The sequence below is a fragment of the Paenibacillus sp. YIM B09110 genome, assembly GCF_037167145.1.
In the GTDB taxonomy this organism is placed as follows: Bacteria; Bacillota; Bacilli; order Paenibacillales; family Paenibacillaceae; genus Pristimantibacillus.
Window position 1 is genome coordinate 23,428 of record NZ_JBANSP010000029.1, and the last position, 24,591, is coordinate 48,018.

Consider the following 24,591-nt stretch of genomic DNA (forward strand, 5'->3'; position numbering starts at 1 on the left):
ACGCAAATCAACAAATTGCTCTGCCTTTACCGAACATACTCAATAAACTTGCGAGAGCTGCTGGACAGCGGCATGTTGCGGATCGTCAAGAGGCCGACATGGGCGGGCGGAAGCTCTACATCCAGCCCGATCTCGAAGAGCGATCCTTCCTCCAGCTCCTTCTTCACGAACTCCCTCGTCACGTAAGAGATGCCGAGTCCTCGCTTGGCGAACTCGATCAGAAGGTCCACGCTTCCGACCTCTATTTCCGGTTTCAGATTGTAGCCGTAGTTTTGGAAAATCTCCGATATGGCCATCCGTGCCCGGCTGTTGCGAGAGAATAGGATGACCGGATATTGAAGCAGCAGATCCATCGTCATGACGACGCCCTTCAGCTCGGAATAGCGGGACCCCGCAACGAAACAATCCTGCAGTTGAATACTTTCCCTAACCTCTAGCTGCGGATCGACAATCGGCATGCGAACGACCCCAAGATCGATGCGCCCTTCCTTTAAGAACGTAATGACCTCCGGCGTCGTGCCATGATTCAAATGAAGTCTGACGCTGGGATGCTTGAGATGGAATTCTTCCAGATAAGGCAGCAAATAATGCTTGAACAACGAATCGCTGCCGCCGATGCGCAGCTCGCCGCTATCAAGATTTTTCAGGGCTGCCATCTTTTCCTCGGCCAGCGAGATGAGCACTTGAGATTGCTCGATATAGGAGTATAGAGTTGTTCCTTCTTGTGTCAGCGCAACTCCCTTTGATGTGCGGTAGAACAACGTGAGGCCAAAACTTTCCTCCAGCTGTTTGATCGCATGACTGACACTAGGCTGGGTCAAGTAGAGAGCCTTGGCGGCTTGCGTCAAGCTGCCTGTTTTGGCTGCCCAATAGAAAACTTTGTATAACTCATAATTGTTGGTCATAGACGTCATCTATAGCTCCTGTGAAATATATTAATTACTTGTATAGCTGTTAAACGTATTATAGTGGAATTACAGAAAAGAAACCAGTGCATGCGGATTAGCGATTACATAAGCCGCAATAGCACATTTGGAAGGAGAAAGGAACATGGAGCCAACTACATTCGTTCTATTCGGAGCGACAGGGGATTTAGCGAAAAGAAAAATATACCCTGCCTTATACAATTTGTTTATTGATAAGAAGCTGCCGCAATCCTTTTCATTATTCGGTCTTGGAAGAAGAGAATGGACCGATGCGACGTTCCGGTCGAACGTCGAGCAATCGATTCGCGACTTCTCCAGACGCAAAGACACTGACCCGGTATTACTGAACGAGTTCCTGCAAGCCTTCCGCTACAGCGTCCTCGATATAGATCGCAAGGAAGATTACCAGAAGCTGCTGCTGCTAATCGAGCAACGTGAGCAAGAGCTTCGCGCTACACCGAATCGTCTATTCTACCTCTCCGTAGGACCGGAATATTTCGAGAAAATCGCAGCTCAAATTCAAGGCAGCGGACTTGGTTCCGCACAAGGCTGGAAACGTCTTGTTATCGAGAAGCCGTTCGGCCACGATCTGCAATCCGCACGCGATCTTAACGAGAAGCTTAGCCAATCGTTCGCGGAAGAAGAGGTTTACCGTATTGACCATTACCTCGGCAAACCGATGGTACAGCGTCTTGAAGCGCTGCAGCAGACGAATCCCGTTATCCAAGCAATCTGGAACAATCGTTACATTGCGAACGTGCAGATTACGGCTAACGAAACAGTAGGCGTTGAAGAACGTGCCGGTTATTACGATCATGTCGGGGCTCTTCGGGACATGTTCCAGAATCATATGCTGCAAATGCTTATGATGACAGCGATCCAAGTGCCGAGCAAGAGTGCGGCTGACCGCGTCCGCTTCAAGAAGAAGCAGGTAATGGAGGCGCTTGAGCCGCTGCAGAAGCAAGATGTCAGCACAAGCCTTATCCGCGGCCAGTACGCCGAGGGAATCATTAACGGCAAGTCAGTCGTCGATTACAGATCCGAACCGGGCATCGCGCCTGAGTCCATGAACGATACATTCATTGCTGCCAAAATGCAGATCGATAACTCGTTCTGGCGCGGCGTTCCATTCTATATCCGTACAGGCAAGCGAATGAAGGAGAAGTCGACCCGGATCGTCATCGAGTTCAGCGAGCCGCTGAAGCAGTCTACATCTGCGAATGAGCAAGCAGCGCCTAATCTTCTCGTTATTGAGATGAGTCCTAATGAGAAGATTATGCTTCAAATAAATACGAAAGATACCGAGAACAAAGGGGAATTCAAACCGATTCAGATCGACCTTAATCCAGGCGATCACGATTTCCCTGAAGCTTACGAAAGCTTGATTCAAGACGCCTTGCACGGCGACGCTACTTTCTTCGCGCATTGGGACGAAGTAGAGCTGTCGTGGGCATGGGTTCAGCCGGTGCTGGAAGCGTTCGAGGAGAATCTCGTTCCTCTTCATAAGTATGCATCGGGCACTTACGGACCAGCCGAGGCCGATGCGCTTCTTGCGCAGGATGGCTTCCACTGGTGGTTCGATTCCAAGCTGGAACAAAATAATGAAGCAGAGGAAGGAAAACAATATGCCTATCACACAAACCATTGAACAACTTTCGATCGATACGATCCGTACGCTTTCCATTGATGCGATCAATGCGGCGAACTCGGGTCACCCAGGATTGCCGATGGGAGCAGCGCCTATGGCGTACACGCTCTGGTCGCAGTTCCTTAACCATAATCCAGGCCATGCAAAATGGTTCAACCGCGATCGCTTCGTCCTCTCCGCAGGACACGGTTCGGCGCTTCTATACAGCCTGCTGCACTTGTCCGGCTACCAAGTATCGATTGACGATCTGAAGCAATTCCGCAAGCTGAACAGCAAGACGCCTGGTCATCCGGAATTCGGCCACACGGACGGTGTAGACGCAACAACCGGTCCGCTCGGCCAAGGTATCGCGAACGCTGTCGGCATGGCAATGGCTGAAGCTCATCTTGCAGCGAAGTTCAACCAAGACGGCTTCCCTGTTGTCGATCATTACACATACGCGTTAGTCGGAGACGGCTGCTTGATGGAAGGTATTTCTTACGAAGCGATGTCCATGGCTGGCCATATGAAGCTGGGCAAGCTCGTTGTGTTGTATGATTCGAATGATATTTCGCTCGATGGCGAATTGAATCTGTCGTTCGGCGAAAATATCCAGAAGAGAGCGGAATCGGCGAACTGGCAGTACCTGCGCGTCGAAGACGGCAACGACATTGCGGCAATCGCAGCGGCACTAGCAGCAGCGAAAACGAACGAATCGCAGCCTACGCTTATCGAAGTTCGTACGATTATTGGATACGGCAGCAAGGCTGCGGGAACGAATAAAGTACATGGCAATCCGCTTGGCAAGGAAGAAGCGAAAGCTACGAAAGAAGTGTACGGCTGGAAATACGAAGAAGAGTTCACCGTTCCTGAAGAAGTGAAAGCTCATTATGCACAGCTTAAATCAGGCGGCGAAGCGAAGGAAGCAGCTTGGAACAAGCTTCTTGTATCCTATTCGGCGCAATACCCTGAGCAAGGCAAGGAGCTAGCGGGAGTTATTGCGGGCACCGTAACGATCGACGCAGCTAACCTTCTTACTTTCGATTCTTCGAAATCGATTTCGACTCGCGTAGCAAGCGGCGAAGCGATCAATCATTATGTGAAGACTGTTCCTTCGATCTTCGGCGGCAGCGCCGATCTATCGCACTCCACGATGACCGATATGAAGGGCGAAGAAATATTCGCAGTGAAATCGTATGCGGGTCGCAATGTATACTTCGGCGTTCGTGAGCATGCGATGGGCGCAGCCGGCAACGGTATGGCGCTGCACGGCGGCGTGAAGCCTTTCGTCAGCACGTTCTTCGTATTCAGCGACTACCTGCGCCCGTCGATTCGTCTGGCCGCGCTGCAGAAGCTGCCTGTCATCTATGTGTTCACGCATGACTCCATCGCTGTCGGCGAAGACGGTCCTACGCATGAGCCTGTTGAGCACTTGGCTGCGCTTCGCACGATTCCAGGTCTTACGGTTATCCGTCCTTCGGATGCGAACGAAACAGCAAACGCATGGGCTTATGCTTTGCAACAAAACGATGGTCCTGTTGCCCTCGTGCTGAGCAGACAGAACCTGCCGATCTTCGAGCAAACGAAAGGCAACGTGCAAGCCGTTTCCCAAGGCGCTTACGTACTAGAAGAAACGAATGCGCAGCCGGATGTCATCTTGATCGCTACAGGTTCCGAGGTATCGCTGGCAGTTAGCGCGAAGGCTGAGCTCGAGAAAGATAATGTATCGGTTCGCGTTGTAGCGATGCCGAGCAGAGAGCTGTTCGACCGCCAGTCGGAATCGTACAAGCAAAGCGTGCTTCCTGATTCGGTAACGAAACGTCTGACGCTTGAAGCGGGCATCTCCCTTGGCTGGGAACGTTACGCGGGACATAGCGGCAAAGTGTTGTCGATCGACACGTTCGGAGCATCCGGCCCAGGGCCGCAAGTTATGGAATATTTCGGGTTCTCCACAGACAATGTGGTTCGCTTGACGAAAGAATTGCTTAAGTAATACAAACTAATCCAACTATAATCGGAGGTCGTTACTATGAAATTTTTTATCGATACAGCTAACCTGACTGATATTAAGAAAGCATACAAGATCGGCGTTCTTTCCGGCGTTACGACTAACCCATCCCTCGTTGCGAAGGAAGGCGTGAAGTTCGAAGACCGTATCGAAGAGATTTTGAAGGAAGTACCTGAAGTAGAATCCGTATCCGCCGAAGTAACGCCTGATGCGATTACGGCTGAAGAAATGATCGCTCAAGCGAATGAACTGATCAAGATCAACAACAACGACAAGAACATCACGATCAAGCTTCCAATGACGCTTGCAGGTCTTGAGGCTTGCCGTTACCTTACGAAAAAAGGCGTGAAAACTAACGTAACGCTTATCTTCACGGTAAACCAAGCGCTTCTGGCTGCTCGTGCAGGCGCTACTTACGTCTCGCCTTTCCTTGGCCGCTTGGATGATATCTCCGAAGACGGCGTACTGCTTGTTGCGAAGATCGCTGAATTGTTCCGCGTACACAACCTGGATGCGCAAATTATCGCAGCATCGGTTCGCCACCCTGACCATGTTACTCGCGTAGCATTGGCAGGCGCACACATTGCAACGATTCCGTTCAGCGTAATCGAGCAATTGACGAAGCACCCATTAACAGATCAAGGCTTGGAGAAATTCGCTTCCGACTGGAAAAAAGCGGTTCAATAATAGAAAAAGCATTTATAGAGATGCGGATAGGAGACGTTACAAATGACGATTTCATTCGATTATTCCAATGCATTATCTTTTATCGGGCAGCATGAGGTTGATTACTTCAGCGAGTTCGTCGGCACCGCCCACCGCATGCTTCACGAGAAACAAGGTCCGGGTTCGGACTATGTAGGCTGGGTCGATCTTCCGCATCAATACGACAAAGAAGAGTTTGCAAGAATCAAGGAAGCTGCGAAGCGTATTCGCAGCAACTCCGAGGCGCTGGTCGTCATCGGTATCGGCGGTTCGTACTTAGGCGCAAGAGCGGCGATCGAAGCGTTGTCCCATACGTTCCACAATCAGATGAGCGGGAATACGCAGGTGTATTTTGCCGGTCAAAATATTAGCTCGACGTATATTACGCATCTGCTTGAGCTGCTAGAGGGCAAAGATATTTCCTTGAACGTCATCTCCAAGTCCGGTACGACGACTGAGCCTGCCGTTGCTTTCCGCATTCTTCGTGATTATATGGAGAAGAAATACGGCAAAGACGAAGCGCAAAAACGGATTTTTGCGACAACCGATGCATCGAAAGGCGCGCTTAAGACGCTGGCTGACGAAGAAGGCTACGAAACATTCGTAATCCCTGACGATGTTGGCGGACGTTATTCCGTACTAACGGCTGTAGGTCTGCTACCGATTGCTGTTGCTGGACTCGATATCGATCAGATGATGGCTGGAGCGGCTGCGGCTGCGAAAAAATACAGCAATCCGGATCTCGCTTCCAACGAGAGCTATCAATATGCGGCTGTTCGCAACGCGCTCTACCGCAAAGGCAAAACGATCGAGCTGCTGGCTAACTTCGAACCGTCCTTGCACTATGTTTCCGAATGGTGGAAGCAACTATTCGGCGAAAGCGAAGGCAAAGACCAGAAGGGGCTATATCCAGCCTCCGTAGACTTCTCGACTGATCTGCATTCGATGGGGCAGTATGTCCAAGAAGGCCGCCGCGATCTGATTGAGACGGTTCTGGCTGTCGCTAAGCCGCGCATTGAGCTGACGATTGAGGAAGATGCGGGCAATCTGGACGGCTTGAACTTCATTGCCGGCATGACGATGCATGAAGTGAACCAGAAAGCGGCTGAAGGAACACGCCTCGCTCATGTTGACGGCGGAGTGCCGAACCTGATCGTTGAACTAGACGAGCTTAATGAATATACGTTCGGCGAAATGGTCTATTTCTTCGAGAAAGCATGCGGCATCAGCGGCTTGCTGCTCGGCGTTAATCCATTCGACCAGCCGGGTGTAGAAGCGTACAAAGTAAATATGTTCGCTTTGCTGGGCAAGCCAGGCTTCGAAGCTCAGAAAGCTGAGCTGCTTAAGCGTTTGAACGCAAACGGATAGTTATTTTAAAAGAAAGCCTCCGATACCACTTTTTGTGGAGTCGGGGGCTTTTTCACTCTATAAGATTGCTCTCGTTGCAGGTTCTGCAACAGATGGGAGGGAAGGGCAACATTTGGCTCAGGCTCGTTGCAGTTTTGCAACTGATTAGCTTACTAAGCGCTTTGGAGGCTGGTTTTTGAGCCAATCTGTTGCAGTTTCTGCAACGAGACGTTATGTTTGAGCCGACATTGGCAAGTTCGGTTGCAGAATGTGCAACGGGGAACGAGCGACACGCATTGGCTCGTTATCTGTTTAAACATAACCTTTTATTGACACCTCGCAGAGAGCATTGATACAATTATTTTAAAGTATATCGGATTAGTATGAATTAGCGGGTGGGAACGTGAAAAGGTTCAAGCTATGGCATAAATTGATTGCTTTCGTCATTATCGGGGCGGTTACGAGCAGCTTGCTCGGGCTGCTGTACGTCCAAAGAACGCAGTCGCTCTATGAGCAGCTTGTCTACCAAGAGGCGAGCGACAAGCTTTATCTCTATTCGGAGCGCATTGAGGAGAAGCTGCGCGAGATTGACAAGCTGACGGTAACGATCGCGAGCGATCCCGACATACAGGAAGGCTTATTCCGATTAAAAAACGATGCAGATTCAGGTACATACGATACGTTCCTTGCTGTTAGTCGGCTGAAGCAGAAATTGCTTTCCTATCCGTTCCATGAGTATTCCATTTCATCGATTGCCATTGTGGACGCCAATGGGAATGAATACTTAGCCGGGTCGCTTGCAAATACGCCGGTGCCTGCCCATACGGATGAGATGATAAGCATAGCTGCGGACAGAGCGGGAGCGAGCGTGTGGACCGGAGGTGGCGGAGAGCAAGCGAAGATACTGTCGCTGAGGCAGATCCGTGCGACGAAGCATATGGATTTGCAGCAGTTGGGCACGCTTGTGATTAGAGCGAATGCCGATGAAATCGTCAACCGCTCGGATCGGAAAAGCACAAGTTATGACACCTCGCTTATTATTCAGGACGGGGAGGAGCCGATATTTCCGGACGAGGAGCGCATCGCGGCCACCGGCTTGCCGAAGAGAGATTACTCAGCGGAAGGAATGGCGAATCGATACGGTAAGCTGCGTGCCGGAGATCGGAACTATTTGGCCGCTTATTTCACAATGAGCTATACAGGCTGGACGTTCATTCATTTGGTCCCGTACGAGTCGGTGTTCGCTCAAGCTGTATATATGAAAAAAATACTGCTTATTCTATATGGATGCATTTTGCTCGCATTAATAGTGTTCGGACTCTCGTTCTCCCGCGGCATTACGCGACCGCTAGAGGAATTAACGCGAAGAATGACGCAAGTCGAGAGAGGAGATTTCGCGACTAGACGCTCCGAGACGATGAAGAACGTGGACGAGATCGGGCTGCTCACGATTAATTTTGCGAAAATGACGGATCGCTTGGATCTGTTAATCAAAGAAAACTACATTAAGCAAATTCATCTGAAGGAATCGCAGTACGAAGCGTTGAAAGCTAAGCTTAATCCTCATTTTCTTTACAATACACTTGATTCAATCAACTGGCTCGCGAGAAGGAAAGGTCAGCAGGACATTTCGCATATGGTCAAAGCGCTTGGAGATATGCTCCGCGGCACGATCGGCGGCGAAGAAATGGTGACGGTGAAGGATGAGATTACGCTGCTATACAACTATTTATCTATACAGCAATTTCGCTTCGAGGACAGATTGCGTTATCGGATCGATATTCCGCCCAAGTTGCAGGACCTTCGCCTGCCGAGCATGCTGCTTCAGCCGCTTGTCGAGAATGCCGTCAAATACGGCGTCGACGAAGAAACGGGAGTATGCGACATATCCGTAAGCGGCGAGCAATTCGGAGAGCGCCTGGACTTATGGATTGCCGATCATGGACCGGGCATGAATCCCGATTACTTGGCAGATACGGAATCGGAGTCCAGAAGAGCGCGCCCGCAAGGAAGCGGCATAGGGCTTCGCAGCGTCCATAACCGAATTCAACTGTTATTCGGAGAAGAGTACGGCATAAGTATACATAACGGGATCGAGCAGGGGACGATTGTTCGCGTTTCGGTGCCCGTTAGGAATGAGCAGCAGACTATGAGGACGAATGCGAGGTGAAGGGAGCCATGAACGGTTATAAGGTGTACTTGGCCGACGACGAGAGGCATATTCGCGATGGAGTGGCGGATACGGTCGCATGGGAGGAGCTTGGTCTCACGCTCACAGGGACCGCTCCGGATGGTCTGCAGGCTTATGAAGAGATCAGAAGCCTGAAGCCGGACATCGTCATTACGGATATTCGAATGCCAAAGCTGAATGGCTTGGAATTAATAGAGCGGACGCAGACCGCGCTGCCGGATACGAAGTTCATCGTGCTCTCGGGATACGGCGAATTCGAGCTGGCTGCGCAAGCGATGAAATACGGCGTCAAGCACTATGTGCTTAAGCCAAGCAATGAACGGGAAATAATGGATGCGCTCCGAGAGGTTATTGCGGAGCTGCGCGTTTATCATGCGAGGGAGAAAGAGATCGAAGGCATGCTGCGCAAGCTGGAGCAATCCGCACAAGGAACGGATGACACACAGCAGCAAGAAACGCCTCCGGGCAAGCTTGACAAGAAGTCGAAGCTAATCGATCATATGAAGCGGCTGACAGCCGAGCATTTGCGGGATGGCAGGCTGTCGCTGCAATGGCTGGCCCAGCATTATCTCTTCATGAACTCCGAATATTTGGGCAAGCAGTTCAGGCTCGAGACGGGGGAGAAGTATACGCAATACTTGACGAACCTCAGAATCGACTTAGCCAAGCAACTGCTCAGGATGTCGGCAGAGTTGAAAATGTATGAAATTGCCGAACGCTGCGGCTTCGAGCAAGACCCGCAATATTTTGCCAACGTATTCAAGAAGACGACCGGTTATACCGCTGCGGAATACCGGAAGAAGTTCAGCATACAGACGAAATGAAATCGGTTTTTTACAATAAAGTGATCGGGTTTTTACCTATAACGGAGCCGGAAAAGTTACTATGATTAGCTTAACCCTAGTAAACACATCAGAAAAGAAAGAAAGGTGGTCAGTTCAATTATGACCCGACTAGATCGTCCAGATCCATTCCTACGCAACAAGCGCGAAGAAGATATAGCCTCAAGGGCAGACTGGCTTGCGGAGCGGTTCGCCAAGAGAGCTGCCAAACATGATCTGGAGGGATCTTTCCCGTTCGAGAACTTCGAGGACCTGAAGCAATCCGGGTACTTGAAGCTGACAGTCCCGAATGCATTCGGCGGCGAAGAAGGGTCGGCTTACGAAATGGTGTTGTCTCAGGAACGTCTGGCAAGAGGAGACGGCTCGACGGCGCTCGCCGTCGGCTGGCATATCGGTCTGCTTCTTCAACTGCGCCTATCCAGGGCTTGGCCAGAGAAGCTATTCGCAGAGTTATGCCGGGAGACTGTGGCTAGCGGTGCTGTTATTAACGAACTTATAAGCGAGATTGCGACAGGAAGTCCGAGCCGCGGAGGCAGGCCGGAAACGACTGCAACCCGTGTTGCCGGAGGCTGGCGGATTAACGGAAGAAAGACATACAGCACGCTGAGCCCGGTACTTACGTTTTTTACGGTATCGGCAGCTATCGAGGACAGCGATAAGGTAGGCATCTTCTTCGTTCGCCAAGGTGCCGGCATTGTCATTGAGGAGACGTGGAACACGCTTGGCATGCGTGCTACCGGGAGTCATGACGTCGTGCTGAGGGATGTATTCGTTCCGGACGAGGACACGATAAGAGGGCTTGATCCGGTCACCGCCGCACCTGTTCCGACAGAAGCGACGCTGCTGCACATTCCGGCTTGTTACCTCGGAATTGCCCACGCTGCGCGTGACTTCGCGCTCGAATTCGCTCGCAAGCACAAGCCGAATTCGTTGACGGTGCCGATCGCCGAGCTCCCGCATATTAAACGGCAGATTGGGCAGATAGAAGCTGATCTGTTAACCGCTAGAAGCTATTTGTTCCATACGGCGGACCGCTGGGACAAGGAGCCGGACAATCGCGTGCATATGAAGCATGAGCTTGGCCTTGCGAAGTATACGGCGACGAACGCGGCTATTCGAATCGTCGATCAGGCGATGAGGATCGTCGGCGCACTGAGCTTGTCGCGCAGCTTGCCGCTGGAGCGGATGTATCGCGACGTTAGGGCGGGCTTGCACAATCCGCCGATGGATGATGCCGTACTACTGAATTTAGCCAATAACGCAATCGGGGAACTGCCGCAGACTCCGCCTTCGAAGAGCTAGAAGGAAGCGAGAGTCCAGGCGCAAAGGAACTAAACCTTATGGTCGTGATAAAGAGAGCTGTAGGTATCTTCATCTTGCTAATACTGGCTGCGGCTCTCGCCGCATGCACGGACTATCAGGACACGGAAACGGGCACAGGCCATAGCCGCTTGTCTTCTATCGAGACGTCCAAGGAGAGCGAGCCAATCACTCTACGCATGACATATTGGGCGAGTTCTCAGCTTACCGTGGACAAAAACGATGCCGTCATACGGCTGTTCGAGGAGACTTACCCGAATATCCGCATCAAAGCGGAGTACTTCTGGGGCGACGCTTACTCGGGAAGCCTTGCCGTCATGGCAGCTTCGAACAGCTTGCCGGACGTGATTCGTATTGATTATTCGAATATTTCCAGATATATCGACAAAGGACTCCTGCTTCCGCTGAATGATTATATCGATTCGGGAGCCATCGATCTGGAAGGCGTAAGCCCGATGCATCATGCCGGAGCAACGAAAAAGGGCAAGACGTACGCCCTCAATATAGGGAATAACGCGCTTGTTATGTTCTATAACCCGGCGCTGCTTGCGAAGGCGGGAGTGGCTGCACCGGGACCGGATTATACATGGGAGCAATACGAGGAGGACTTGCGGGCTTTGAAGCAAGTCGGAGGCGTGTATGGAGATACCCACTTAACCTTCAACCATTTTCAAATATGGCTTAGGCAGCACGGATTGACCTTATACAACGAGAAGCAGGACGGTCTTGGCTACGACGATGACGGTTTGTTTACGACCTTTTTCCAAAGGCAGCTGCGGCTGCAGCAGGAAGAGCTGACGACGCCAACGGCGTTGGAGCAAAACGTGCGGGGATTGGATGACGGACCGTTCCCGAGAGGGTTAAGCGCGTTCGGAGGTTTATCTTACTGGAGCAATCATATCGATATTATGGAGAAGCAGCTAGGCTTCCAAGTTGGTCTGGCGATGTATCCCGGCTCTGGCGAGGGAGGCATGTACATCAAACCTTCCTTCTACCACGGCATTGCGAGCACGTCGAAGCATCCCGATGAAGCTGCGCTGTTCATCAACTTCTATACGAACAACATGGAGGCTGCCAAGTCATTGAACGGCTATTTCGGGCTGCCCTATCACCCTCGTGTCATTGAGGGCATCAAAGGTTCGCTCTCCGAGACGCAGCGCAATGTGCTTGCATACTTAACTTTGGTGGAACGCAAAGGAAATCCAATCGATCCGCCGCAGCCATCGGTCGGGGGCGAGGTGAGCAGCTTGTACAGCTCGCTCCATAACGAAATATTGTTTGGACGAATTACGCCTGAAGAGGGCGCGACGCGATTCAGAAACGAAGCTGCCGTAATATTGAAGCGGGGCGCGGTTGAATCGTATAACAACTAAACCATATCACTAGACTAAGAGGAGTGTTGGTATTATGAAGCGATCATCCAAATTCATATCCATTGCCTTATCGGCATTTATAGCTTTATCTCTTACCGCTTGCGGTCAAAATAACGGAGGCAACGCCAATAGCGCATCCACGCCGAAGCCTTCCGATCCAGCTGCAAGCAACGCCGCAGTCGAGACGGAGAAGCCTCAGGAGGACGTCACCATCCGTGTTAGTTATTGGGCAGGCACGCAGCTCACGATCGATGCCCACAATAAAGTAGTAGAGCTGTTCGAGAAAGCGTACCCGCATATTAACGTCGAATCCGAGTATGCCCCAGGCGCCGAGTATAACGACAAGATTCTCGTACAAGCGGCATCGGATACGCTGCCTGACGTTATTCGCACCGACTATTCTCAAATCAACAACTATGTGAGCAAAGGATTGCTCGCCCCGCTGGACGATTTGGTTGCGAATAAGACGATCGATCTGGAAGGCGTCAATCCGATGCATATCGACGTTGGGCGAGTTGACGGAAAGCTGTACGGCATTAACATCGGCAACAACGCCCTCGTGCTCTATTACGATCCGGATAAGTTGAAGGAAGCCGGAGTGACGCTGCCGGAAGGCGAGTATACATGGGAGCAATACGAGAAGGACTTGCAGACGGTCAAGGACAAGTTGGACATTGCGGGCGATTCCCATTATGGCCAATCCCAATTCGAAATTTGGCTGCGTCAAAATGACGCCAAGCTGTATGCCGCTGACGGCAAAAGCTTAGGCTACGAGGATGACGGCTTGTTCACGACCTTCTTCGATACGCAGCTTCGCCTGCAGAAGAAGGGGCTTCTGTCCAGCATCGCGGTTGAATCGGAAATCAAGGCGCTTGAGGACGGACCGTTCCCGAAAGGCCAAGCGGCGTTCGGCGGCTACGGCTACTGGAGCAACAGCCATAGCGACGTATTCGTGAAGCAGCTCGGCAAGCAAGTCGGCTTCTCGTTCTTCCCGGGTCCGACGAAGGGCGCTTACATTAAACCAAGCTTCTTCCACGGGGTATGGTCGAAGTCGAAACATCCTGTCGAGGCTGCGACTTTCATCGAGTTCTACACGAACAATATCGAAGCGGCTAAGTCGCTCAACGGCTACTTCGGCTTCGCTTATAATCCGAAAGTGCTCGCGGGACTGGAAGGTACGTTCAGCGAAAACCAAAAGCATATCGTCGACTTCTTGGCGAAAGTGGAGAACCAAGGCTCGCCGATCGACCCGCCGGCTCCGGCAGCGGGAAGCGAGGTAAGCGCGGCGTTCAAGAACATCGCCTCCGAAATCTTTTACGAGAAGCTGTCGCCGGCTGACGGGGCAACGCGATTCCGTGAGGAAGCGAGCAAAATATTAAGCAAGTAGCCAGCTGACAATAGCGCTGCTTGGCGGTCATCGGCCCTCTTGCCCATTAAGGGAAGGGGCCGATTTCATTCCAAGACATCGCTCGGAGAGGAAGTGCTTAAGATGAAGGCGGTTGTAAAATCGCGATTGAACCGTTCCGATACGGTCTCGGGTTATCTGTTTATTTTGCCATGGCTGGTCGGGTTTCTGCTGTTCTCGCTATTCCCGATATTGGCTTCGCTGTATTTGTCATTCACCGATTACGATATATTGTCCGCTCCGAAGTGGATCGGACTGGGTAACTTCAAGCAATTGTTCGGAGACGATCCGCGTTATGCGAAGTCTATTGCCGTCACGTTAATGTACGTGCTGCTATCCGTTCCTATCCGCTTAGGCTTTGCGCTGGCCGTCGCGATTCTGTTGAATCAGAAGCTTGCGGGCTCGAGCTGGCTTCGCGCAATGTACTACTTGCCTACGCTTATGGGCGGCAGCGTGGCAATCATCGTTATGTGGGGGCAGCTGTTCGGAATTGAAGGAGCGTTTAACTCGGCCGTCGAGGCGATAACGGGCATAGAGGTCGGCATCTCATGGATCACGAACCCTTCGACGGCGCTGTATTCAATTATACTGCTAGCGACTTGGCAGTTCGGCGCTTCGATGCTTATTTTTTTGGCTGGGCTGAAGCAAGTACCGGCAAGCCTGCTGGAAGCTGCCGAGGTAGACGGGGCGAACGCGGTCCAGCGTTTCTGGAAAATAAGCCTGCCGCTGCTGACGCCTGTCGTCTTCTTCAACCTCGTTATGGGCATTATCGGCGGCTTCAAAGTATTCTCGGAGGCGATGATACTGACAGGCGGCGGACCGCATGACCAGACGCTGTTCTACGTCATCTATTTGTACGAGAATTCATTCCGCTTCCTTCATATGGGCTATGGATCGGCGATGGCGTGGGTGATGCTGCTTACAGTCGCGGTGCTGACGGGTATTTTGTTCCGTTCGTCGCGATTCTGGGTCTACTATGAGCATCGGGAGGGGAATTCATGACCGTTCGTTACAAATGGCGGATCGGCTCGATCGCGCTTAGCGCGGGAGCTTGGTTATTCGCGCTTGCGATGATCTATCCGCTGTTATGGCTCGTCTCAAGCTCGTTCAAGCCGACAAGCGATATTTTCGTTCAAGCCCATAATCTCATACCGCGTACGCTGCATGCAGACAATTATGCCCAAGGGCTGAAAGGCTTTGCGGACATTACGTTCGTTACTTTTTTCAAAAACTCAGCGATTGTCACTATTCTGTCCGTCATCGGAACGGTCGCGTCGTCGGCTCTTGCCGCCTATGCGTTTGCTAGGATACGCTTCCCAGGCGTCTCCTTATGGTTCGTATGCATGATGCTCACGATGATGCTGCCGGGCGAGGTGCTGATCATTCCGCAATATTTGCTCTTTAAGGAGCTTGATTGGATCGATACGCATCTGCCGCTGATCGTACCGTCTTTCGCCGGAGGCGCCTTCTTCATCTTCCTAATGATTCAATTCATGCGGGGCATCCCGCTGGACTTGGATGAATCGGCACGGATTGACGGCTGCGGAAGATTCGGCTTCTTCATCCGTATTATGCTTCCGCTTATCGTCCCGGCACTCGTCACTGCTGCTATTTTCAAGTTTTATTGGACGTGGGACGATTATTTCAGCCCGTTCCTGTACTTGAATTCGCAGAAGCTGGCTACGGTGGCGCTAGCGATCAAATCCATGTCGAACCCCACGATGGAAACCGATTGGGGAGCGGTGTTCGCAATGTCCGTCTTGTCGCTGATTCCGGTGCTTGCCATCTTCGTCGGCTTCCAGAAGTATATCGTCGAAGGCATCAGCACGACGGGACTTAAAGGTTAGAGCTGTTCGAGCATATGCAAGGAGAGCAGTGCGGAGCTTGGAGCAGCAGCACCGTAATACAATAAGCAACGCCCCGAATCGGATTCGGGGCGTTGTTTATTTACCACATTCTTATTGGCGATAAAAACTTCCTCTTAAGCGCGGTCGCGCATCCCCGAAGTACTTCGATAAAAGTTTTTATCATATGGTTTCACTCGGAGCCTCGGCGCAAGGTAAGGGATCGATGTCTTGTTAGTCGATGTGTTCCTTCTCGTTGCCCTCTTTTTTTTGGATCTCCTGCTAGCAAGTATTTGTACAGCGTCCTGGTTAGTTGTCTCTTCCTCTTCCTCAGTCGATTCTCCGGCGCCGGTAGTGGAGGTGGAGGTGTCGTTCACGCTCAGTATTTTCGAATTGCCAAAGATGATCTTGCCTTCATTCTTCACAATGACGACCTTCCCAATCCAGCAAAAAAACATAGAGAGCAGCATCCCTTCCTAAGGTTAGGCGCCCTGCGCCTGTTAAGCGCACAGCTCGTTCTCTCTCCATGCTATGTTCGGTCGCCTGCGCCGGCATTGGCGAATGAACGGGATACATTCGCCCGATTTGCGCGCCCAACTCCAACTAGCCGCGTTGAAGGCTGCGATATTCCGAAGGGGATTGCCCGACAATTTTTTTGAAGACGGCATTGAACGAGTCGATGTCGCGGTAGCCGACAAGCTCGGCGATGGCGCTTACTTTATGCGACGATTCGCGTAGCAGCTCGCAGCTCTTATGGATGCGCGCATTTTGCAAGTAAGAGCCAAAGGACTGACCGGAATGCTTCGCGAATAAACGCTGCAAATGACGGTTGCTCCATCTGGACATATGAGCCAAATCGGACAGCGTGATTGGTTCCGAAAGATGCCGCTCGATATATTGAATGACGCTCGTAAAATCTGTAGCATCGGCCGTCCTCTTATCCGCTTCTCCGTATTTCAGCCTATACACCGTAATGACCAATTGGCCGACAAACGAGAGCAGCATCGTAGCCGATCCGACGCTTGGCACGGTCATTTCTCTATACAGCCGCTGCATGATGCTTTCAGCCGATCCGTCACGATCGAACACTTTGAAGTAAGAGGAAGTGTTGAGCTTTTCGTTGCTGCCGAGCGCTTCTAAATGCTCTTGAACAGGTCGATCCAGCAATATAGGCGAGAGTCGCTCGATCATGCGGGTATCGAATAAGCAATTGTAGACGATGAGCGGCTCGCTGGCCGAGTCGGGCGTGCTGGGACGAAACACATGCGAGACGCCGACAGGTATGACGTATAACATGCCTTTATGAACGGAGAAGGTCTCGTTCTCGATATGATGATAGCCCCTGCCTTGAGCCACATAACAATATTCAATGAATTCATGCGAGTGAAACGGAACGTGGAAGTCCTCAGTCGCTCGATTGACGAACAGATGCAAATGGTTTTGCAAATAGTGTTCATTTTTGAAAAGTTCAGTCGTTCGGTTCATTAGCGCTCCCCCTCTTGCATAGATGGCGTGATCTCAGGGATATGATGTCTTCATTAGCGGGTGAATGCGAGACAACGATCTTTATAATTATAAATTGAAAGCGTATAAGCGTAAACGGCTGTCACCGTCCCTTGGCGGTATAAGCTTTCGTTTCGCGGGTGAAATATAGGCTAGTATAAGAGTGCAAATTTTATACTTTCCTATATTTTAAAAAATCTATGTGAGGGAGTCGTTCACATGTTCCAAATAACCAAACTTCGTTGTGAGTACAAAGAAAATCCAATAGGCATCGACTGGTCCGTTACTCCGCGTATTAGCTGGCAGCTGTTGAGTGACGAAAGAGATTGCGTGCAAGCAGCTTATCGGATTCAAGTTGCGGGAGGTAGCTCTTTCGAGAACGTCTTATGGGATTCCGGCAAATTAAACTCGGAACAGTCCATCCATGTCGAGCTGAATCAATTGAAGTTAGAAGCACGTAATCGGTACTATTACCGCGTTCAGGCATGGGATGCGAAGGGCAATGGAACCGATTGGTCGACTGCCGCCTTCTTCGAAACGGGACTGGCGGATGCAAGCCAGTGGCAGGCGGAGTGGATTACCGCACCGCAGCAGCTAATGCCGCAAGAAGATGACCGTTTGCCGCAGCTTCGCACGTTCTTCGAGGTGAACGGACGCATCGCAAGCGCGCGAATATACGTAACGGCGCTTGGTCTGTACGAGCTGGAGCTGAACGGCGAGCGCGTGGGCGATCATTATTTTACGCCGGGATGGACCAGTTACTGGAATCGTCTGCAATATCAAACCTATGATGTGACCGGATTGCTGAAGGACGGGGAAAATGCGCTTGGCGTGTTGCTCGGCAGCGGCTGGTATAAGGGTTACCTGGGCTTTCGGCAGCAGAAGAATATATACGGCTCGAACCGAGCGTTGCTGCTGGAGCTTCATATTCGATATGAAGACGGTTCGGAGCAGCATATATTATCCAATGATAGCTGGCAGGCTGCGGAAAGCGCGATTCTAATGTCGGACATCTACATGGGCGAGCATTACGATGCGCGGCTGGAGCTCGATTGGACGAATCGTTCGCAAGACGGGTGGCAGCAAGCGGTGACCATCAACCATTCGAAGGACATCATCATCGCGCAGGAAAATGTTCCGGTCACGAAGATTGAAAGGCTGAAGCCGATCGAGCTGCTCGCGACGCCGAAGGGCGAGCTCGTTCTCGATATGGGACAAAATATGGTTGGCTGGCTGAGCTTCACGGTACAGGGAGAGGCAGGACGAACAGTCGAGCTGGTGCATGCAGAGGTGCTCGATAGCGAAGGAAACTTCTACCGGGACAATATGCGTACGGCCGAGCAGCGTGTTCGCTATACGTTGAAGGGCGGAGAGAAAGAGACGTACGAGCCGCATTTCACGTTCCAAGGATTTAGATATGTACTGCTTGCGGGATTTGGCGACAATGTGCAGGCGGATGATTTTACAGGCGTCGTGCTGCATTCGGAAATGGAGCGTACGGGGGATTTTGAGTGCTCCGACCCATTGGTCAATCAATTGCATCATAATATTTTATGGGGGCAGAAAGGCAATTTCCTCGACGTGCCGACCGACTGTCCGCAGCGCGATGAGCGTCTTGGCTGGACCGGCGATGCGCAGATGTTCGTCCGTACGGCCTCGTATTTGATGAACACGGCGCCGTTCTTCACGAAGTGGCTGCGAGATTTGAAGGCGGATCAGACGCCTGAGGGAGGCATTCCCTTTTTCATACCGGATTTGCAGCGGTCGTATACGGAAGATTCGCTCGAGAAGAACCATTCCTCTGCCGCTTGGGGAGACGCAGCGACGATCTGCCCGTGGACGATCTACGAGATGTACGGCGATACGAGGCTTCTTGCCGACCAGTACGACAGCATGAAGAAGTGGGTTTCCTATATGCATGAACAAGGCAGCCATCCGTACCTTTGGAATACAGGCTTCCACTTCGGCGATTGGCTGGGGCTTGACTCCAAGCCGGACAGCTATATCGGGGCAACGGACAGAGATTTGATCGCTACCGCTTTTTATGCCTACTCGACTGAGCTTACGCGGAAGGCGGCAGAGGTGCTCGGTTATTCGGAGGACGCGGAATATTATCGTGATCTGCATGGCCGTGTCGTCAATGCGTTCGAAAGCGAATTCGTTACGCCGTCGGGCAGGCTGGCGGTGTCAACGCAAACGGCGCAGGTGCTTGCTCTGAAGTTTGGCCTTGTGCAGGGACCGGCCAAGGAGCGCGCGGTGTTGAAGCTGAAGGAACTGCTCGCCGAAGCGGGAGACCATCTGACGACGGGCTTCGTAGGCACGCCGTATCTTAATCCCGTTCTTACCGAGAACGGTCATAACGAGCTGGCGTATAAGCTGCTGTTCCAGCAAGATTACCCGTCATGGCTGTATCAGGTTACGAAAGGCGCGACGACGATCTGGGAGCATTGGGACGGCATCAAGGAGGACGGCAGCTTCTGGAGCACGGATATGAACTCGTTCAACCATTACGCCTACGGCGCAATCGGCGAGTGGTTGTACCGTTACGTCGCCGGTATTGGAACAGATGAAGCATTGCCTGGCTTCAAGCGCGTGCATATTAAGCCGCAGCCGGGTGCGGGGCTGGATTTCGTGCGGGCAAACGTGGAAACCATGTATGGTGGCGTAGCTTCTTCCTGGACACGGAAGAATGGCGGCGTGATGGAGGTTCAGGTTACTGTACCTGCGAATACGACTGGCTTCGTCGTTCTACCGGGGGCGAAGCTTCAAGACTTGCAGGAAAACGGCGTGCCGGCTGAGCAGGCGGTTGGCATTCACCAAGTGTCGGCTGCCGAGGATGGAGCGGGCGTCCAGGTGGAGCTGGGCTCTGGCAGCTACAGCTTCACGTATCCTTTTTGAAGGGGAATCGATATGGACTGGAGACAGAGAATTTATGATACGGCGGCAGAAATTGCCGCATCGTTTGAAACGGATTCAAGAGTTGTCGCCATTGCGATTGGAGGCAGCATCGGTAGACGGCAGGTATGGAAGCATTCCGACCTTGAGCTATGTTTAATCGTTGAGGAGCCGATCAGCGAGTTGTCGTATTTTAATGTCAGCGCGGGGCTTGGCGTTGAGATCATTCAGATTGAACGGAGGCATGTGAAGGAATGGGTGGATGCCTTCCGCGAGCCGGACGAAACACTGCTGAAGTTTCCTGTTCAAATCTATAAGTGCCGCATTACGCATGATCCCTCCGGGCTGCTGGGGAGATTTAAGAAGCTGTATGATAAGAGCTTATTCCATGAGTCGATTCGTAAGCTGAAGAGGGAAGCTGCCCTCACGCAATCAGATGCACAGCTAGCTGCTGCGAGAACGCGTATGGCTGAAGGGGCGCCGTGTACCGCTATAGCCCATCTCCGCATGGGACTCAACGACCTTCTGCTCGCGTATTATTGGCATCATGGTATTCTGCCCCGCAGTCAGAACCGGACGATAAGGCTGCTTAAGCACAATTCGAGCCTGATTGGACATACGTACCTATATGATGCTTTCATCGCTATATACGGACTAGATGAACCGCTTAGTCGGATGAAGAAGGAATACTTCGGTGCGCAAAACGACATCATGACGCTTACGAACCAGTCATGGGGAACGGATGCGGCTGAGTTTCTTCGCCAGGCGGTAGACAGCAAGCTTGAATGGGGCCAGACAAGGAGCATGCTGTACGTCTATAAGCTATGCGTTCATTGGATGTATGCCGGACAGCCGGATGCAAGCGACATTTATGATCAACCCTCTTTCCGTGAACAAAACGGCGGACTTTATCAATTCTTGAATATGGATGATTTGACTACTGAGAAGGCTTGGAAGTTGGTTTCCAGCTTCCAAGCGGCAAGGGAGCGGATTTAAAGATGAGGATATCCCGGTTTTTATACGAAAGAGCCTCGAATTCCACTGTCATGCGGACTGAAGCCTGAAAGAAAAGACTCGCAGCGAAAATCGCCGCGAGTCTTTTAACTAATTGGAGGTGATTGGAATACACACCTATCTTTCTCGGGATTTGCGGCTTAGAGCCGGAGGATAATAGAAAGTGAGCAATGCAACAAATGTAGATTCCCTCCCGTCTTAACAGTTAATAGGGAGTGATTTGTTTGAAGCTAATATTAAAGTTGAAATGGATAGCGGTGGCATCCGTTTCTTTGATTGCCTTGGCAGGTTGCTCGAACGAAACCAACCAAAACAGTACTGAAAGCCATGAAGAAGAGGCTGTATACGAAAAGGCCCAAGAAACAGAATCTGTTACCGTACAGTTAACAATGGCTACCGTCACGGATGCCTTGCAGGCCGCAGGGCTTGAGATTAGGGAAGTCGCACAGACGGAGTCTGAGAGAGATTGGATACTGGACCATGTTAAGCCGACTCGTTATACCGTGTGCTTGCCGACCGAAAATATAGTCCCGGCTAAGCTCGAACGAGTATCACTCTATGTGTTCGACTCGGAGAATGCGCGTACGAAGGGGCTTGAAGATTTTAGAAAACAAACTGCAATGTACGATATGATGATGCCGCGTATGTACGAAATACATAATGTGATGATCTTTTATTGGTCACATGCCGATATGGATCAAACCGGGAGATACGAACGATATTTTGAGTCGGCAGTGGCTAGTCTCAGTTCTCTCTCAGATGCAGCGTAAGGTTACTTTTGGCTCGGAGACAAGTCCTATTTGGAGAGCAGTCGAAGCAGTAGGGATCATGCTGCTTGTAAGAAGAATGAAGCACATCACTAAACAGTGAGGTAAATCTCACTATAGTCATCGAATCTGATGCCATTTACACAAAATAGTGAGGCAAATCTCATCTGCCATGAACCTAGGTTCACGAGCAGTGAGTTTTGCCTCACTATTTGTTTATTATACCGTCTCAACAGATCGTTAGTTTGCTTTCGTCTGCAGACGGATTACGTTCCAAGAAGCTTTCGCAAGCTGCGCTTTAACTCGTCCGTTGTCGATGGAGGAGCTGCCGCCGCTGCGAGGGGCAACATTGTTCGGGTTCTCTTTTGTGTTTACGGCCATAAGTTCGTTGCTCTCCAGGACGATATGCTCGATCAGGCTGACTGCGCCGAAGCTGCGAAGGTCGACGTTCAGCTCCATGCTCTCGCCAAGATGGCGGTTAACGGCGAAGATCGTCACTTCTCCAGTCTCCTCATTGTGCACGCTGATCGCTTCCAGGTAAGGAACATCCGTGTAATCCTTGGAATCGTATTTCGGTGAAGAGGTAATAGCATGCAGGACAGTTCCTCTGCCGTAAACCGAAGCATGAAGGAACGGATAATAAGTCGTTTGCAGCCAGAGAGGTCCGCCGTTCTCGGTCGTAATTGGCGCGATGACATTAATAAGCTGAGCGATACATGCCATTTTTACGCGATCTGCGTGCTTCATGAGCGTTATCAGATAGCAGCCAACCGCGAGAGCGTCTGCATGCGTGTATACGTCCTCGAATTCCGGCGGTGCAACCTGCCATCGCTCATCCGCGCGGCTAGATCCAATCGTGTTCCATACGTTCCACTCATCCAGCGAAAGCATGATTTTCTTTTTGCTCCGCTTCTTCGCTTTCACGTAATCGCAGATCGATGCTACGCTGTCGATGAATGCGTCAAAGTTCAACGAGCTGGCAAGGAAGTTGGCAGTATCGCCTGCATTGTTGTTGTAGTAAGCATGCAGAGACAGATAGTCGACGGTATCATAAGTCAGATCGAGCACAGTCGCCTCCCAGTCGGCGAACGTACTCATGCCGCTGGATGAACTGCCGCAAGCGACCAGCTCGATCGAAGGATCAACCCAGCGCATCGCTTTGCCGGTTTCATTGGCCAGACGGCCGTATTCAACGGCTGTTTTGGCGCCGATCTGCCAAGGGCCGTCCATTTCGTTGCCCAGACACCATGTTTTGAACTTGTGGGGATCCTTGTAGCCATGTGAGATACGCAGGTCGCTCCAGTATGAACCGGAAGGATGATTGCAATATTCGACGAGGTTTCTTGCCGCGTCGATACCGCGCGTGCCGAGATTGACGGCCATCATGACCTCCGAGCCAACCAGCTTAGCCCAATCGGCGAATTCATTCGTGCCGACCTCGTTCGTCTCCGTCGTCCACCAAGCAAGGTCTAGCAGCCGCTTCCGTTCGGACTTCGGACCGACACCGTCTTCCCAGTTATAACCCGATACGAAATTGCCGCCCGGGTAACGAATGATCGGAACTTGCAAAGCGCGAATGGCTTCGATTGCATCACGGCGGAAGCCGTTCTCGTCAGCCGTCGGATGCCCCGGCTCGTAGATGCCGCCGTACACAGCGCGTCCTAGATGCTCGATGAATGATCCGTAGAGTCTTGGATCCACGGGCGATATAGCAAAATCTTTATCGATAAGCATAGTTGATTTCAGGGACATAATCATGCATCCTCCTAAATGTTGAATAAATTAAAATGCGAATCCTAATATATTGAATTAACAATTAATATGTATCATAATGAATTAAATGTTTCAATACGATTCGATAGGATTAACTAAATTGCGTATTCTAAAGGAGCGATAAAATCCATGTATCTTTCGACAAACGCCGCTTCGCTTCAGGTGTATGAGGCGCTCGCAAGTGAGGTCAGACTGCATATTATCGATAAGCTGTTCATAAGGGAAATGCATATCAAGGAGCTGGCGTCCGAGCTATATCTAAGCAATGCGATTGTCAGCAGCCATGTGAGCAAGCTGGAAAAGGCGGGAATCGTCGGCAGCAAGATGAGGCGGGTAGGCGGAGGGACATATAAGTATTGCTTCGTGAATACGGCTTTCATGCAAATACAGCTCACTCCTGCCAAACAAGCCTCGGGCGGCTATGAAGAAGTGTCCGTTCCCGTCGGCCATTATACGGATTACGAGGCATGGCCGACCTGCGGTATCGCAACAACAGAGAGAATGATCGGCCAATACGATAACCCGGCTTACTTCATGGATCCCGAACGGGTTAACGCGGGTATTCTATGGTTTGCGCGCGGATTCGTTGAGTATAAGATACCTAACTATCTGTTCAAGGATCAGATGCTGAGAGAAATCGAGATTTCGATGGAAATCGGCTCTGAAGCTCCTCATATCAACGAGCATTGGCCATCGGAGATTAGATTCTCGCTTAATGGGCAGCCGATTGGAGCATGGACAAGCCCTGGCGACTTCGGCGAAACGAGAGGAAGGCTGAGCCCGAGATGGTGGCATTCGGACGTCAATCAATACGGACTGATGAAAGTATTGCGCATTAATGAGAGCGGCACGTTTATTGACGGATTGCGGATTTCAGACACTTGCATTGGGCAGTTGCAACTGGATGCCAGTCACTGGACGTTTCGTCTAAGCGCGGAGGATTCACAGCGCGGACGCGGCGGACTAACGATTTATGGCAAAGGTTTCGGCAATTATGATCAGGATATTATCGTAAAAAGCCATTACGAATGAAGCAAAAAATCGACTCTCT

At 51.3% G+C, this 24,591-nt stretch carries 18 protein-coding genes; 15 read left to right on the forward strand and 3 right to left on the reverse strand.

Annotated elements, in window-relative coordinates; all coding sequences use genetic code 11:
* Positions 1-26: 26 nt before the first annotated feature.
* Positions 27-905 (reverse strand): LysR family transcriptional regulator, encoded by an 879-nt coding sequence (locus V8F51_RS27115; RefSeq protein ID WP_337103653.1) that lies wholly within the window; start codon positions 903-905, stop codon positions 27-29.
* 145 nt (positions 906-1,050) lie between these two features.
* Between V8F51_RS27115 and zwf the strand changes: the two genes are divergently transcribed.
* The 11 genes from zwf to V8F51_RS27170 all read left to right on the forward strand — a co-directional run bounded on the left by zwf (position 1,051) and on the right by V8F51_RS27170 (position 15,591).
* On the forward strand, positions 1,051-2,574 hold the full coding sequence (gene zwf, locus V8F51_RS27120; RefSeq protein WP_337103625.1) for a glucose-6-phosphate dehydrogenase: 1,524 nt from the start codon (positions 1,051-1,053) through the stop codon (positions 2,572-2,574).
* Positions 2,552-4,546: a transketolase gene (gene tkt, locus V8F51_RS27125; RefSeq protein ID WP_442956497.1), complete on the forward strand. Its 1,995-nt coding sequence runs from the start codon at positions 2,552-2,554 to the stop codon at positions 4,544-4,546. Before zwf ends, tkt begins: the two co-directional genes overlap by 23 nt.
* A gap of 36 nt (positions 4,547-4,582) precedes the next feature.
* Positions 4,583-5,248: a fructose-6-phosphate aldolase gene (gene fsa, locus V8F51_RS27130; RefSeq protein WP_337103626.1), complete on the forward strand. Its 666-nt coding sequence runs from the start codon at positions 4,583-4,585 to the stop codon at positions 5,246-5,248.
* Positions 5,249-5,290: 42 nt separating this feature from the next.
* Complete coding sequence (locus V8F51_RS27135) at positions 5,291-6,634, forward strand: glucose-6-phosphate isomerase (protein ID WP_337103627.1); 1,344 nt, start codon at positions 5,291-5,293, stop codon at positions 6,632-6,634.
* A gap of 382 nt (positions 6,635-7,016) precedes the next feature.
* Entirely contained in the window at positions 7,017-8,783 is a 1,767-nt protein-coding gene (locus V8F51_RS27140; RefSeq protein WP_337103628.1) for a cache domain-containing sensor histidine kinase, read from the forward strand.
* Positions 8,784-8,791: 8 nt separating this feature from the next.
* A complete protein-coding gene (locus tag V8F51_RS27145; protein WP_337103629.1) occupies positions 8,792-9,628 on the forward strand; it encodes a response regulator transcription factor in 837 nt (278 codons plus the stop codon).
* Positions 9,629-9,748: 120 nt separating this feature from the next.
* Positions 9,749-10,948 (forward strand): acyl-CoA dehydrogenase family protein, encoded by a 1,200-nt coding sequence (locus tag V8F51_RS27150; protein WP_337103630.1) that lies wholly within the window; start codon positions 9,749-9,751, stop codon positions 10,946-10,948.
* Positions 10,949-10,986: 38 nt separating this feature from the next.
* On the forward strand, positions 10,987-12,339 hold the full coding sequence (locus V8F51_RS27155; protein ID WP_337103631.1) for an ABC transporter substrate-binding protein: 1,353 nt from the start codon (positions 10,987-10,989) through the stop codon (positions 12,337-12,339).
* A gap of 34 nt (positions 12,340-12,373) precedes the next feature.
* On the forward strand, positions 12,374-13,726 hold the full coding sequence (locus tag V8F51_RS27160; protein WP_337103632.1) for an ABC transporter substrate-binding protein: 1,353 nt from the start codon (positions 12,374-12,376) through the stop codon (positions 13,724-13,726).
* A 102-nt stretch (positions 13,727-13,828) separates the two neighbouring features.
* On the forward strand, positions 13,829-14,746 hold the full coding sequence (locus V8F51_RS27165) for a carbohydrate ABC transporter permease (RefSeq protein ID WP_337103633.1): 918 nt from the start codon (positions 13,829-13,831) through the stop codon (positions 14,744-14,746).
* Positions 14,743-15,591 (forward strand): carbohydrate ABC transporter permease, encoded by an 849-nt coding sequence (locus V8F51_RS27170; protein ID WP_337103635.1) that lies wholly within the window; start codon positions 14,743-14,745, stop codon positions 15,589-15,591. The genes V8F51_RS27165 and V8F51_RS27170 overlap by 4 nt, the downstream gene beginning before the upstream one ends.
* A gap of 600 nt (positions 15,592-16,191) precedes the next feature.
* On the opposite strand, the gene V8F51_RS27175 is transcribed toward V8F51_RS27170, so the two are convergent.
* Complete coding sequence (locus V8F51_RS27175) at positions 16,192-17,073, reverse strand: AraC family transcriptional regulator (RefSeq protein ID WP_337103636.1); 882 nt, start codon at positions 17,071-17,073, stop codon at positions 16,192-16,194.
* A 237-nt stretch (positions 17,074-17,310) separates the two neighbouring features.
* Here V8F51_RS27175 and V8F51_RS27180 point away from each other — a divergent pair, with 237 nt between their 5' ends.
* The 3 genes from V8F51_RS27180 to V8F51_RS27190 all read left to right on the forward strand — a co-directional run bounded on the left by V8F51_RS27180 (position 17,311) and on the right by V8F51_RS27190 (position 21,770).
* Positions 17,311-19,989 (forward strand): family 78 glycoside hydrolase catalytic domain, encoded by a 2,679-nt coding sequence (locus tag V8F51_RS27180; RefSeq protein ID WP_337103637.1) that lies wholly within the window; start codon positions 17,311-17,313, stop codon positions 19,987-19,989.
* A 12-nt stretch (positions 19,990-20,001) separates the two neighbouring features.
* The gene (locus tag V8F51_RS27185; protein ID WP_337103638.1) at positions 20,002-20,982 is read left to right on the forward strand and encodes a hypothetical protein; all 981 of its coding nucleotides are present in this window, start codon (positions 20,002-20,004) and stop codon (positions 20,980-20,982) included.
* Between the two features lie 242 nt (positions 20,983-21,224).
* Positions 21,225-21,770, forward strand: a complete 546-nt coding sequence (locus tag V8F51_RS27190) for a hypothetical protein (protein WP_337103639.1) — start codon at positions 21,225-21,227, stop codon at positions 21,768-21,770.
* A 237-nt stretch (positions 21,771-22,007) separates the two neighbouring features.
* Here V8F51_RS27190 and arfA read toward each other — a convergent pair whose 3' ends face one another.
* Positions 22,008-23,519: an arabinosylfuranosidase ArfA gene (gene arfA, locus V8F51_RS27195; RefSeq protein ID WP_337103640.1), complete on the reverse strand. Its 1,512-nt coding sequence runs from the start codon at positions 23,517-23,519 to the stop codon at positions 22,008-22,010.
* 150 nt (positions 23,520-23,669) lie between these two features.
* Here arfA and V8F51_RS27200 point away from each other — a divergent pair, with 150 nt between their 5' ends.
* A complete protein-coding gene (locus tag V8F51_RS27200; protein WP_337103641.1) occupies positions 23,670-24,572 on the forward strand; it encodes an ArsR/SmtB family transcription factor in 903 nt (300 codons plus the stop codon).
* Positions 24,573-24,591 lie beyond the last annotated feature (19 nt).